Here is a 14381-nt window from a genome sequence, read left to right as displayed (position 1 = left end):
GAATAACGGCCATACAACAAAGGTGTTGAACAATGACAGGCAGGCGCACGGGAGGCTACGCGCGGCGCGCGAGCGCCGCCGCCTTCTGCGCGATGGCGAGCTCCTCATTCGTCGGCACGACAAGTACTTTCACGCGAGAGTCGTCGGCGGAGATGATGCGCGGGCCGTCGTTGGGCAGGGAGTTGCGCTCCGGGTCGATCTTGACACCGAAGGCCTCCATATTGTCCAGGGCGTCCTCGCGCACGAACTTGTCATTCTCGCCGACGCCCGCGGTGAACGTGATCGCGTCCACCCTGCCCAGCGCCACCATGTAGCTACCGATGAAGCTACGCAGCCGGTTGATGTAGACGTTGTAGGCCAGCCAGGCGTCGCCGTCCTCGTTTTCGATCATGGCGCGCAGCTCGCGGAAGTCGTTCACGCCGGCCAGGCCCTTGACGCCGGAGCGCTTGTTCAGCAGCTCGTCGATCTCGTCGATGCTCATGCCGCCGTGGCGCGCCAGGTGGAAGATGATGCCTGGGTCGATGTCGCCGGAGCGCGTGCCCATCACCAGGCCCGCGAGCGGGGTGAGCCCCATCGACGTATCGATCGCGTGCCCGTTCGCCACCGCCGAGCACGACGCACCGTTACCCAGGTGCAGCACAATCTGGCGAGTGTGGTTTGGGTCGGACCCGATCAGCCCCGGCACCTGGCCCGAGACGAACTCGTGGGAGGTGCCGTGGAAGCCGTAGCGACGGATCTGGTTCTGGCTGGCCACCTCGGCGTTGATGGCGTAGAGCGCCGCGGCCGGCGGCAGGGAGTGGAAGAAGCCGGTGTCGAAGACCGCAACGTGCGGGATGTCCGGCAGCAGTTCGCGGGCAACCTCGATGCCGTCAATGTTCGCCGGGTTGTGCAGCGGCGCCAGCGGCACCAGGTCCCGGATCATGTCGACGACCTGGTCCACGATGATTTCAGGCTGGCTGAACACCATGCCGCCGTGCACCACGCGGTGCCCCACCGCCACCACATCCAGGTCTTTCGGGCTCACGCCACGCAGCGCCAGGCGGTGGAACGCCTCCTCCAGCCCGTCCTTGTGCGTCGGGATGGATTTTTGCAACACCCAGCGGTCCTCGCCGTGCTTGATGGTGATGCGGCCTTGGGGTTCCCCGATTTGCTCGACAAGCCCGGAGACGAACGGCGCGTCCGAGGCATCCGAATTCGGGTCCACGATCTGGAACTTCACCGAGGAGGAACCAGAGTTAATCACCAGTACGTAGCTCATTTACTTCACCCCTGCCTGAATCGCGGTCACGGCCACAGTGTTCACAATGTCATCGACCGTCGCGCCGCGCGAAAGGTCGTTGACCGGCTTGTTCAGCCCCTGCAGAATCGGGCCTACCGCCAGCGCGCCGCCGGTGCGCTGCGCGATCTTGTACCCGGCGTTGCCCGCCTCAAGGTCGGGGAAGATGAACACGTTCGCCTGCCCCGCCACGGGCGAATCGGGTGCTTTCTGCTTCGCGACGCCCTCATCGCACGCAGCGTCAAACTGGAGGGGGCCGTCGATAATTAAGTCGGAATTAATAGCACGGGCGGCGGCGACGGCCTCGACTGCGCGCTCCACGTCGGGGCCCGCACCCGAGGCGCCCGTGGCGTACGAGAGCACCGCAACCTTCGGGTCGATACCGAATTGAGCAGCGGTCAACGCGGAGCTGACGGTGATCTCGCCGAGCTGCTGCGCGGACGGGTTCGGGTTCACAGCGCAGTCGCCGAACGCCCACAGACGGCCCTGCATCACCATCAGGAAGATCGAGGACACCACGGACGCCTCTGGGCGCGTCTTGATGATCTGGAACGCCGGCTTAATCGTCTCCGCCGTGGTATGCACCGCACCGGAGACCATGCCGTCCGCGTGTCCGGTGTGCACCAGCATCGTGGCAAAGTAGGAGACGTCCCGCATCACCTCGCGTGCCTGCTCAAGAGTCACGCCCTTGGATTTGCGCAGCTCGGCGAAGGCCTGCGCGAACTCCTCAGACAGGTCGGAGGTGCGGTGATCCAGCAGCGTCGCCCGCGACACGTCCAGCTCAAGCTCCCGCGCCTTCGCGGTGATCGCGTCCACGTCCCCCAGCAGCGTCAGCTTCGCGACACCCCCCTCCAACAACTTATGCGCCGCCTCCAGCACGCGGGGCTCCTCACCCTCCGGCAGGACAATGTGCGCGCCGACCTCGCGGGCCTGGTCCAACAGGTGGGAGCCGAAGACCAGTGGGGACATCACCGGTGCGACCTCCGGGATGGTGAGGCCGGCCGCCTCCAGCACGTCCGTGACCACGGCGAGCAGCGTCGCACTGTGGCGTTCCACTATCCGTTGCGCGAGGGGTGCGCGCTGCGGGGCGTCGATAAGCACGATGACCGAAGCCCCGAGTGCTGCGGCGAGCTCCGCATCAAAGGAGCACTCCCCCTGGCCCACGAACAAGGTGCTCTGTTCTTGACCGGCGCAGGCGGCGTACGCCTCGGCGAGCGTTTCCCCCGTGACGTGGATGGTGTGAAGGCCGTGCTGTGCCGCGAGCGCGTCAGCATCAGCACTGCCGAGGTTCGTGTTAGTGCAGGTGAGCAGTAGATGTTGAGCCATAACCCAGCCTTTACGATCGTGGCGGACATAAATGCGTATCATTCTACAGACCCATCACGACACGCGGGCAGCAAAATGGGGCCTAGTTCACATTTCTCTGAGATTGGTCTTTGGGTCTCACTTGCGGTGGTGGCGGTGGCTGGCTCGCTGGTGCGCCTTTCAAGAAAGTTCAGTTCCCGCGCCTGGGAACCATTTTCGGTTTTGGGCCGGTTCCCGTCGACCAACGCTTATGTTTCCCCAGGTCGGGACGCATGTCCACGAAGATTGTTCCCCGTTCACAGTTGAGCCTGGGAACTTTTCGGGGTGGGCGGGGTGGCGCTCCATGGCCTTCGTTCGTGTCGAGGTGTTTGAGGAGTGCGACGCTGGTCGCCGAAAATCGCCCCGGGCCAGCGAGAAAGCGCGACCTGCATCGCACGCTTCTAATCGCACGCTATGAGCAATTTGGGATGTGCTCGAGCCAAGATATAACGCCACTGAGCGCGTACGGTGCTGTGGAAACCGCACTCCGCCATCTCAATTCGCGCGGTCATCGCGTAACTTTCGTGCTGTTTTCGCGTGATCCTCGTTCGTGTCGAGGTGTTAAAGTAGTGCGACGCTGGTCGCCGAAAACCGCCCCTAGCCGGTGAGAATGTGCGACCTGCATCGCACGCTTCTAATCACACGCTTCGAGCAATTTGAGGCGCAGGCGCGCGACGAGCCATTACCACGCCCGTAAGAATGCAAAAAGCTGCCGCCCGCCACAAATGGCGGACAGCAGCGTTTCACTGTTCAAAGAGCGATCAGTAAGCGTTTAGCTCGCGGTCACCCGCGAGGGGTCGCTGCGGGCTAAACGTGTCCCTTACTTCTGCTCTTTCTTGGAGGACAACTGCACGGTCTTACCGGACGAACCCTTCAGCTCCAGGTCCTTGACCGAGGACGAAGGACCACCAGGCTTGCAGTTGTCGTAAATGACCGTGCCAGCCAGAATGCCAGCAGCAATCAGCACGATGCCCGCAGCGACCATGCCCAGATCCGCACCAACGGTACGCAGCTGTGCATTGATCTGCTCAACCTGCTTGGCCATCTCCGGGTTGAAGATGCCAGCCTGCTGCTGGATGTGGGTGTTCGCAGCCTGCAGCTGAGCGCTTGCCTGTGCGGCGAAATCGCTCAGGCCAGGGATCTGAATCTGGGAAGCCAGACCCAGTGGCAGCAGCGCGATCAGCGGCAGACCGAAGCCCACGGCGGATGCGGCACAGCGACCAGCGTTGATCTTGCCATCATTGCCGTCGAATGGGTTGAGGCCCTTCTTCAGCTCATCGCCGTTATTCACGCCGTCGCCATCGAAGTCACCGTTCGGATCGAAGATGGACTTGCCGTCCTGGCCAACCAGGGTGAAGGACGCCTTCACACCAGTGTGCTCGCCAGTGCTGTTCTTCACTGTGAGATCCACCGATGGGTTTGCAAGCGGTGCAAACTTCTTCGTGAAGTCGTCCCAGCCCTTAGCGTCAGCCGTCTTGAAGGCCTTCATGAGGTCCTCCGTCGACGGGGCCTGACCAGTAACATTCGCGGAAGCATCAGTGTTGATGTCCCACTTCGCACCATGCAGCTCGCCACCGGTGCGATCGGTGATCGTCGCCGTCGTGTCCGCCGGCGTATCGACGGCCTCTCCGACCTTTTCGCCATCCTTCTTGTTCAGCTGAACCTTGGCAATACCCTTGTCACCAGGCTTGACCTCAGTCTTCGGGTAGGACGCAACAACGTTTTCGCCGAGCTTGTCACCCTCGGATGGGTCGGTTTGGTCACCGGTTCCCGGCTTGTTTTCCTCGCCACCTGGGTTCTGGGCCTTGTCGACCTCGATCTCGATCTCAGCCTTGCCACCAGGCAGGTCCGGATCCTCGACGACCAGCTTAATCGGTCCTTCGACATCCTTACCAGGTGTGACGTAGACCTTGCCGTCGTCGCCGACACGGACCGGCACGTCCTTGCCGTTCTTGTCGGTTGCAGACTCCTTGGTGTCGCCATCCTTGTTGTTAATGATGACGCCGGTGTCCTGCTCCTTTCCGTTCGGCACGACGGGCTTCTTGCCGTCAGCGTTGACGTTGGTCTCTGCCTTGCCGTTGTCGTCGCGACCCTTCTCGTGGTCATTGACGTCAATCTCAACCTGAGTCTTGCCTTCAGGAAGACGTGGGTCCTCGATTGTCACCGTAATCGGGCCATCAACGTCCTCACCAGGCGTGACGACAACGTTACCGTCCTTGTCGATTTCGACCGGGACGTCCTTGCCATCCTCGTCCTTCGCGGAGATCTTGGTGTCCTTGTCAGGATTCTGAACCTTGACACCAGTGTCCTGCTTCTCGTTGGTCGGGTCGACCGGTTTCTTGCCGGAATCATCAACCTTGAAGTCAGAGTTGTTGTCATCGCGACCCTTCTCATGACCGTTGACCTCAACCTCGACCTCGACCTTGCCACCAGGCAGGTCAGGGTCGGTGACCGTCACCGTGATTGGACCATCAACATCGGTACCTGGAGTGACGTGGACGTTGCCGTTCTCATCAATCTCGACTGGAATGTCCTTGCCATCCTCGTCCTTCGCGGTAACCTCTGTGTCCCTGTCCTCGTTGTGGACCTTGATACCGGTGTCTTGTTCGTCGTCAGTCGGGTTAACAGGCTTTGTACCAGTTTCGTCGACTGTGGTCTTCGGCGTCTCCGGCTGCTTCTCCGAGCCGTTGTCGTCACGACCCTTCTTATGGCCGTTGACCTCAACCTCAACATCCTGCTTGCCACCGTCAAGATCCGGATCCTCAACAGTCACCGTGATCGGACCATCAACATCGGTACCCGGCGTGACGTGAACGTTACCATTCTCATCAATCTCGACCGGGACGTCCTTGCCGTCCTCATCCTTAGCAGAGACCTTGGTTTCGTCGTCAGGATTAACGATCTTGACACCAGTGTCCTGCTTCTCATCAGTCGGATCAACCAGCTTCTTACCAGACTCATCAACCGTGGTCTTGTCGGAGTCGTTGTCGTCAACACCCTTCTTGTGGCCGTTGACCTCAACCTCAACATCCTGCTTGCCACCGTCAAGATCCGGATCCTCAACAGTCACCGTGATCGGACCATCAACATCGGTACCCGGCGTGACGTGAACGTTACCATTCTCATCAATCTCGACCGGGACGTCCTTGCCGTCCTCATCCTTAGCAGAGACCTTGGTTTCGTCGTCAGGATTAACGATCTTGACACCAGTGTCCTGCTTCTCATCAGTCGGATCAACCAGCTTCTTACCAGACTCATCAACCGTGGTCTTGACGCCAACTGCCAACGGCACAACATCAGTGTGCTCGGTCTCGTTGCCATCCTGATCAACCAGGGTGTAGGTCACGGTCACATTCGGCTTCTCCTCAGAAGCCGTAACCGGAGCAGTCGGATTACCCGTGATCTTGCCATCCTTGAACTCCAAGCCGTCAGGAAGACCCTCAACCTTGAGGGAGCCTTCCTTAATCTTGAAGCCCTGCGGCAGAGGACCAAAGCCCTCTGGCTTTACTTCCTGCTCGTAATCCTCGCCAACAACACCGTCCTTCAGCGGCGTATCCGTCACCACAATCTTCGTGACGACCTCTTCCAGCTGCTTCTCTGCAACCCGAGACTTCTCGGTCTTCTGGATACGCTTCGCGGGGTCTTCCTCATCAGGGTTCTCCCAAACCGGGTCACCGTTTTCATCGGTGACGCCAACGTACTTCTCTACCATGACCTCAACCTCACGGGTTACGGTCACTTCAGTAGTGCCAGGCTCGGTTGGAATACCAGTGATCTTGCCGGTCTCAGGGTCGATCTTAAGGCCATCTGGCAGCTTGTCGGCGGAGTACTTCGGCTTCGCATCCTCAGCGAGGTCATCCGGCAGGTTGCCAAACAGGTCCGCAACATTGTTGTCCGGGTATTCTTCCCCTGCGGAGCCAAGTGGCAGCTGCTCTGGAACGACAGCGGTAAACGAGTCCGCAATCTCCCAGCGGTCAGACATCTTCTTCGAAACAGGATCAACGCTGACAACCGCCGCTGTGTAGACGGTGGTTTCCTTCAGGTCTTCGGGCGCCTGGAAATCACAGGAAGGCAGCACACCCTTCTCGTCACTCTTGACGATGCACTCCTTACCTTTGAGCTCGGTCTGATTACCAGCAGGATCGGTTGCGTACCAACGAATCGCGTAATCCGCATTCGGCATCAAACCCGCAGCCTTCGTGGTCACCTTCGACCCAGCACGACCCTTATTGTCATACGAGTTGTACTCAGGGATATCAAAGATCGGCTGTGCAGACATCAACGGGAACTGCAGGCCGTTCATGTTCGCACCCGCGATAACAGTGCCGGAATCAGCGTAGTTCTGGAACATGCTCATCGGGAACGCCGAATTCTTCACATCACGACCCTCGATACGTGGGTAGATGTACATGTAATCCGTATTGATGTGACGACGCTTCCCAATAGCGAGACCAGTGAAGGCGCCGTAACGGCTGCCTCGGTCCATTTCGTACTTCGGCGCTACCTTGCCGAACTCGTCTTCTGATACGTTGCCGATCCTGTCACGGCTGGCACCATACGTGCCCTTAAATGGCAGGTAAATCGTGCCATCATCCTTCGACGGCACTACGACCGTCTCAGCGATGTGGGAGCCTACACCATGCTCATCCTGGTACGCCTTAATAATGCGCTCCTGATTCGCACGCTCCTGCTCAGCAGTGTAGCCCTTGTTCGCATCCTTCCACGCATCAATCTGGCGCGCGACTTCATCATTGAGGTACGAGCCGACGATCTCCACGCCACCGGCGGCACGGTCGCCCTGCCCAGTCTGATACTTGTAGTACCCCGGCAAAGAACCTGCATCCTCACCGTTCTCCCACCACACCATCGACTGATTCGGCGCAGCAAGGCTCTTAATGGTGCCAAACGCACCATAGTCTGGGAACTGACCATCAACCGTTGGCTTGCCCGTCTCACCATCAAGCGCACGCGTCCACTCGGACTCAGGCTTCGCCAACCAACCAACGTGGTTCGGCTTCTCCTCCAGCACAAAGCGGCCGTTGGTAATACGCGACCCAGCAGGACCAGACGTGAAGTTCCACGACTCCTGCACACGGTTGGTACGCGTGGTGTAGCGGCCAGAGTTCATGTCACCTGCAGCTACTACCGAGTACTTCTCTGGGTTGGGGTTCTCACCCCACACGCGGACGCGGGTCTTGCCGCCCTGAACGCCAGCTAGATGGAATGCCGGTGCATGTACGCGATCCGTAACCTTGCGGGTCAAGTCGAAGGAAAACCTTCCCTCTGAGTCGGTCAGGGTGTAGAAAACCGGGGAGACCTCATTCTTACCCGTGACGTACTGCAGGTAGATGACGTTGCCCTTCAACGGCTCGTTGTTCGAGCTCAGATCATCGTGGCGACCATCCTTGTTGATGTAGGCGTAGCCGTGGTAGCCACCGTAATCGCGCCAGCCACCCTTGGTGTAGATGGCGTTCGGCACCATCTTATTCCCGCTCTGCGTATCAGCAGCAGCTTCAGCACCCGCAACTGCAGCAGGAGCCTCCTGAGCAAACGCAACCGGCTGCGCAAGTGGCGCAACCAACGCGAACGACAATGCGGCCGCGGCAAGCGAAGTGCCACGGCGTGCCTTATAGGAGCTTCGCACAATAATTCCTTTCATTCGTTATTTCAGAACATGCCACCGCCGCGTGCATCACCGTTTTCCCGGTGTAGGCACAGGCGCTACATGGTTTACAGTTATCCGACAATAACAATGAAAGGTCTGTGCATCCAGTGGACCTTTTACATCTAGCCCATTTATGGACGCTTGTACATTACGGCGGGTTAAAAACTTAGAGCTTCATGAGCTGCGAACTGTTTGCCATTTGCCCAGGAAGGCACGTTAATAGCTTTGACCTATAGCACTTCGGTACATCTGTACGCCACCTGGCAAGACGCAGGCTTTTCGACGTCCCCTCCGCCAATAATGTCCAAACATGCAAAAAGCTGCCATTCGTCGCGATGACGAACAGCAGCTCTTTTCTTCTTAGCAGATGCTTAGTAAGCGTTTAGCCCTTTCCCTCCCCCCGCAAGGGGGGAGGCGGTGATGGGCGCTATCGCGTTACTTCTTCGGCGTAGCGGTCGCCTTCGCATCATCCTTCTTCGAGGAAAGCTTCATCGTCTTACCAGACGAACCCTTCAGCTCGAGGTCCTTGACCGAAGACTTCGGACCATTCGGGTTGCAGTTGTCGTAGATGACCGTGCCAGCAAGGATGCCAGCAGCAATCAGAACGATACCCGCAGCGACCATGCCCAGATCCGCACCAACGGTGCGCAGCTGTGCGTTGATCTGCTCAACCTGACGTGCCATCTCCGGATTGAAGATGCCAGCCTGCTGCTGGATACGAGTGTTCACATCCTGCAGCTGAGCATTCACCTGTGCAGCCACATCGCTGAGCACCGGAATCTGAATCTGGGAAGCCAGACCCAACGGCAGGAGCGCGATCAGTGGGAGACCGAAGCCCACAGCGGATGCAACACACTTGCCGGTATCAATACCGACCTGCGCGTTTGTCGAGTTACCCGCCTCATCAGTCACCGTGATCTTGTCGCCTGGCTTCAACTCAACACCAGACGGGACATCAATCTTCCAGTTGCCGTCCTTATCGGTAATGGTCTCAATGACCTTACCGTTCGGCAGCGTGACCTTAATCGTCGAGTTCGGACGATCATCCTTACCAGTGATCGTCTTATCACCAGGCTTGATCGGGTTCACACTCGGCGGAGTGGTGTCCTTGTTCGAATCACCCTCCCGTGGGCCCTGGACCGTCTTTTCAGCAGTCTTCTTACCTGCATCTTGGGTAACCTTCACGGTCTTACCCTGCGTCAGAGGAGCATCACCTGGAACCTCCACGGTCCACTTGCCGTCATTACCGACGACACCGACACCGATCTCCTTGCCATCGTGGGTCACCGTCACCTTGGAGCCAGGCTCGCCGGTACCGGTGATGGCCTTGTCGCCCTCGTGAACGTCATCGATGGCAGGTGTTGCGACTGAAGCGTCCTCACCAGGCGTCGGCTTCGAGTTCTCATCGGCAGGGTTAGAGCCCTTCTCGATCTCCTCACGGTTGGAGTGACCGTCACCATCGAAGTCACCATCCGGATCCAGCAAGGACTTACCATCCTTACCAACCAGCTCGAAACCAGCAGTTGCGTGGTTCTTCGACTCATCGTTATAGGTGAAATCAACCGTTACAGACGGACGAACGTACGGAGTAAAGATCTCCTTGAAGTTATTCCAGCTGCTATCAATCTGCGGCAACTCAGAGGCGATCTTGTCAGCGACCTTCTTGTAGTCAGGAGCCGTTGCCTTGACAACACCGCTCTTGCCAGTCTCAAACGTCCAATCCTCAGAACCAGCAGAAGGCGTACCAATTGCATCCTTCACAGGAACATCAGTCTTGCCCTCAAACGGATTCTTCGACGTCTCGGTCTTACCAGCCTCGACATTCTTACGATCACCGTAGTTCGGCACGAACTTCGCAGCATCAGAGTTCGGGTCAACGATCTTCACATCGATCTCACCAACCGGATTGCCGTCCTTGTCAGTCACAACAACCTTGGCATCCTGCGGATCAGTACCCTTCGGCACAGTGACCTTGACGTTGCCGTCCTTGTCGATCTCTACCTTCGAACCCGGAATCTCCTTGCCGTCCTTGTCAACAAGCTTGCCGGACTCATCACCCTTCGGGTTCTCAACCTTGCCAACCTCGTGAGGTTCATTGTCAGCCGGAACTGTCGTGTTCTTACCAGGCTTGACCGAAGGATCCTTCGGCTGAACCTCAACCGTGACGTCAACGTTGTCCTTGGAACCATCCGGGTAGGTCACGACAACCGGAACAGTGATCTTGTCACCGGGGTTTGCATCCTCCGGAACAGGAACGGTCACAGAACCGTCTTCCTTGACAGTCGCGTTCTCCGGAGCACCCTCGCCCTTCTCGAACTTCGTGTCTGCCGGCGGAGTCGTCTCCTTGCCGTCCTTATCCTTAAAGACCGGCTTATCAACCGTGACATCCTCACCCGGCTTACCAGAACCAGGCTTGTACTCAGGCTCGTAGGACTCATTGTCCTTCGAACCCGGAACCGGCGGCACATCCTTCTCCGTCACCGTGACGGTCACATTGACGTTGTCCTTGGAACCATCCGGGTAGGTCACGACAACCGGAACAGTGATCTTGTCACCAGGCTTCGCATCCTCAGGAACAGGAACCACAACCGAACCGTCATCCTTGACAGTCACATTCTCCGGAGCACCCTCGCCCTTCTCGAACTTCGTGTCTGCCGGCGGAGTGGTCTCCTTGCCGTCCTTATCCTTAAAGACCGGCTTGTCAACCGTGGCGTCCTCACCCGGCTTACCAGAACCTGGCTTGTACTCAGGCTCGTAGGACTCATTGTCCTTCGAACCCGGAACCGGTGGCACATCCTTCTCCGTCACCGTGACGGTCACATTGACGTTGTCCTTGGAACCATCCGGGTAGGTCACAACAACCGGAACAGTGATCTTGTCGCCAGGCTTCGCATCCTCAGGAACCGGAACAGTGATCTCACCAGTGGTCTCATCAACCTTCACACCATCAGGCGCATTGTCACCAGGAGTGAACTTCGTACCCTCAGGAGCCTTGGTGTCCTTACCGTCCTTGTCAGTGAACTTCGGAGCAGGAACCGTAGCATTCTCGCCCGGCTTACCCTTACCGTCCTCATACTTCGGCTCAACCTGATCAGCAGTCTTAGCACCAGGCTCTTCAACCGTGACGGTCACATTGACGTTGTCCTTGGAACCATCCGGGTAGGTCACAACAACCGGAACAGTGATCTTGTCGCCAGGCTTCGCATCCTCAGGAACCGGAACAGTGATCTCACCAGTGGTCTCATCAACCTTCACACCATCAGGCGCATTGTCACCAGGAGTGAACTTCGTACCCTCAGGAGCCTTGGTGTCGTTACCGTCCTTGTCAGTGAACTTCGGAGCAGGAACCGTAGCATTCTCGCCCGGCTTACCCTTACCGTCCTCATACTTCGGCTCAAACACATCGGTCGTCGGCGCGATATTCAGTGGCACAACATCAGTGTGCTCAGTCTCTTTGCCATCCCGGTCAACCAGCACGTACTTCACCGTCACGTTCGGCTTCTCCTCAGAAGCCTCAACCGCAGACGTCGGGGTGCCGGTGATTGTGCCGTCCTTGAACTCCAAACCGGCCGGAAGACCCTCAACCGTGATGGAGTCCTTCTTGACTTCAAAGCCTTGCGGAAGAGGACCGAAGCCTTCCGGCTTCACTTCCTGGGTGTACTTCGTACCAGCCGTACCAGCTGCAAGCGGGGAATCCGTTACCACAATCTTGGTAACAACCTTCTCCTGGCGAGGCTCGGTAACCGTCTTTTTCTCAGTCTTCTCGACGCGCTTTTTCGGATCTTGCTCGTCCGGATTTTCGTAGACCGGGTTGCCATTCTCATCAACGACCGGCACGTTCTTCTCAACCACAACATCAACCGTACGGGTCACAGTCACCTCAGTGGTACCAGCCTTGGTTGGGGTACCCGTGATTGTGCCGGTCGCCTCATCAATCGTCAGGCCATCAGGCAAGCCCTCCGCCGAGTATTTCGGCGCAGCACCTTCAGCGACATTTTCCGGCAGCTTCTTGAACAACGGCGCTACCTTATCGGCCGAGTACGTATCGTAACGCGAGCCCAACGGAAGCTGCTCAGGAACAACAGCGGTAAACGAATCCGCCATCTCCCACTGATCCGACGCCTTCTTCGACACCGGGTCATAGTCAACGACGGCAGCGGTGTAGACCGTGGTTGCCTTCAGATCCTCAGGCGCCTGGAAATCACACGACGGGATAACACCCTTGTCATCGCTCTTAGCGATGCACATCGCATCCTTGATCTCAGTCTGCTTACCGTCCGGACCAGTTGCGTACCAACGGATCGCGTAATCCGAATTCGGCACCAACCCAGCAGTCTTGGTGGTCACCTTGGAACCGGCACGACCCTTATTGTCATACGAGTTGTACTCCGGAATATCAAAGATCGGCTGCGCAGACATCAACGGGAACTGCAGACCAGTCATCTTGTAGCCCGCAGTCATGCCACCTTGATCGGTGTAATTCTGGAACATGTTCATCGGGAACGCCGAATTCTTCACATCCCGACCCTCGATACGAGGATAGATGTACATGTAATCAGTGTTGATGTGGCGGCGCTTCGCCGAGTTAATCGCACCACCAGAAAACGCATCATACCGAGCAGCACCAGTCTCAGTCTCAAACGTCTCAGCAACCTTGCCAAAGTCACCCTTAGCAAGCTTGTTGGAAACCTGCGCATTCTGATTCTCCTGCGTACGAGACACACCATAGGTGCCCTTAAACGGCAGGTAAATCGTGCCGTCAGCCTTCGACGGCACCACTACCGTCTCAGCAATATGGGAACCTTCGCCGTGCTCAGCCTGGTACGCCTTGATAATGCGCTCCTGGTTCGCACGCTCCTGCTCAGGCGTGTAACCATCATTGGCGTCCTTCCACGCGTCAATCTCACGCGCGACCTCATCATTAAGGTACGAGGCAACAATCTCGACACCACCAGCGGCACGGTCACCCTGACCAGGCTGGTACTTGTAGTAGCCCGGCAGCGAACCTGCATCCTCACCGGACTCCCACCACACCTGCGACTGGTTCGGCGCAGCAAGACTGTCGATCGCACCAAATTCGCCATAGTCCGGGAACTGACCATCCACCGTCGGCTGGCCAGTCTGACCATCAAGCGCACGCGTCCACTGATCCTCCGGCTTCGCCAACCAACCAACATGGTTCGGCTTCTCCTCAAGCACGAAACGACCAGCAGTAATACGCGAACCAGACGGACCAGCCGTAAAGTTCCACGACTCCTGAGTACGATCCGTACGCGTGGTGTAGCGGCCCGACTGCATATCGCCGGCCATCACGACGGAGTACTTGTCCTTATCTGGGTTCTCACCCCACACGCGGACGCGGGTCTTGCCGCCCTGAACGCCAGCTAAATGGAATGCCGGTGCATCGTATTCGTTGGTGACCTTCTCTGACAGGTCGAAGGAGAAGCGGCCTTCGGAGTCTGTCAGCGTGTAGAACGTCGGGGAAACCTCGCCCTTCCCATTCACATACTGCAGGTAGATGACATTGCCCTTCAAAGGCTCGTCACGGTCATCCCGGCTGTCCGGACTACCGTTCTTGTTGATGTAGGCGTAGCCGTGGTAGCCGTAGTAGTCACGCCACCCACCCTTGGTGTAGATAGCGTTTGGCACCTGCTGGTTCTTGCCCTTAGCTTCTGCAGGCGCCTCAGCACCAGCCGCTACAACTGGTACGTCCTGAGCGAACGCAACCGGCTGCGCCAGCGGCGCAACCAATGCAAATGACAACGCAGCCGCAGCAATCGACGTGCCACGACGTGCCTTAAATTGGCCTCGCATAAACATTCCTTCCATATGATCTAATCAATGTGACCACCTACCTGTCAGCCAAGGTCTAGTAAAACCACAAAACTGCAGGTGGTGGACGTAGACAGTGGTCAACGATTAGTCACTCGCTGTAAATTGTATCAATCTATGGAAAATGCAGGACCCCCACAGGGCTTTTCTAATTCCCAACCACAAAGAAGTACAAATGTCAGATAAGCACAGGTGGAATGTAGTAATTTTTTCTAGTGATACATTTTGGTCACTATAAATGGAACTCATCGACGCAGTTCCAAT

Annotated in this window: 4 protein-coding genes; all 4 read right to left on the bottom strand. The window is 57.7% G+C overall.

What is annotated here, in order from left to right; genetic code table 11:
* Nucleotides 1-55 precede the first annotated feature (55 nt).
* On the bottom strand, nt 56-1258 hold the full coding sequence (locus tag BJP05_RS01340) for an acetate kinase (protein WP_070361838.1): 1203 nt from the start codon (nt 1256-1258) through the stop codon (nt 56-58).
* Nucleotides 1259-2602 carry a phosphate acetyltransferase gene (gene pta / locus BJP05_RS01335; RefSeq protein ID WP_070361837.1) on the bottom strand — a complete coding sequence of 448 codons (1344 nt, stop codon included), beginning with the start codon at nt 2600-2602 and terminating at the stop codon, nt 1259-1261. It abuts the gene before it with no gap.
* An 838-nt stretch (nt 2603-3440) separates the two neighbouring features.
* Nucleotides 3441-8264, bottom strand: a complete 4824-nt coding sequence (locus BJP05_RS01330; RefSeq protein WP_070361836.1) for an Ig domain-containing protein — start codon at nt 8262-8264, stop codon at nt 3441-3443.
* 456 nt (nt 8265-8720) lie between these two features.
* On the bottom strand, nt 8721-14099 hold the full coding sequence (locus BJP05_RS01325; RefSeq protein ID WP_168156159.1) for a YPDG domain-containing protein: 5379 nt from the start codon (nt 14097-14099) through the stop codon (nt 8721-8723).
* Between the last annotated feature and the right edge of the window lie 282 nt (nt 14100-14381).

The organism is Corynebacterium sp. NML98-0116 (genome assembly GCF_001767255.1).
Taxonomy (GTDB): domain Bacteria; phylum Actinomycetota; class Actinomycetes; order Mycobacteriales; family Mycobacteriaceae; genus Corynebacterium; species Corynebacterium pseudogenitalium.
The sequence above is the reverse complement of the archived record's forward strand: the minus strand, read 5'-3'. Positions and strand labels throughout refer to the sequence as shown.

Bases quoted from the DNA above. Each gene is read 5' to 3' on its own strand.
- BJP05_RS01340 (WP_070361838.1), bottom strand. From the start codon at position 1,258: ATGAGCTACGTACTGGTGATTAACTCTGGTTCCTCCTCGGTGAAGTTC.
- BJP05_RS01325 (WP_168156159.1), bottom strand. From the start codon at position 14,099: ATGCGAGGCCAATTTAAGGCACGTCGTGGCACGTCGATTGCTGCGGCT.
- pta (WP_070361837.1), bottom strand. From the start codon at position 2,602: ATGGCTCAACATCTACTGCTCACCTGCACTAACACGAACCTCGGCAGT.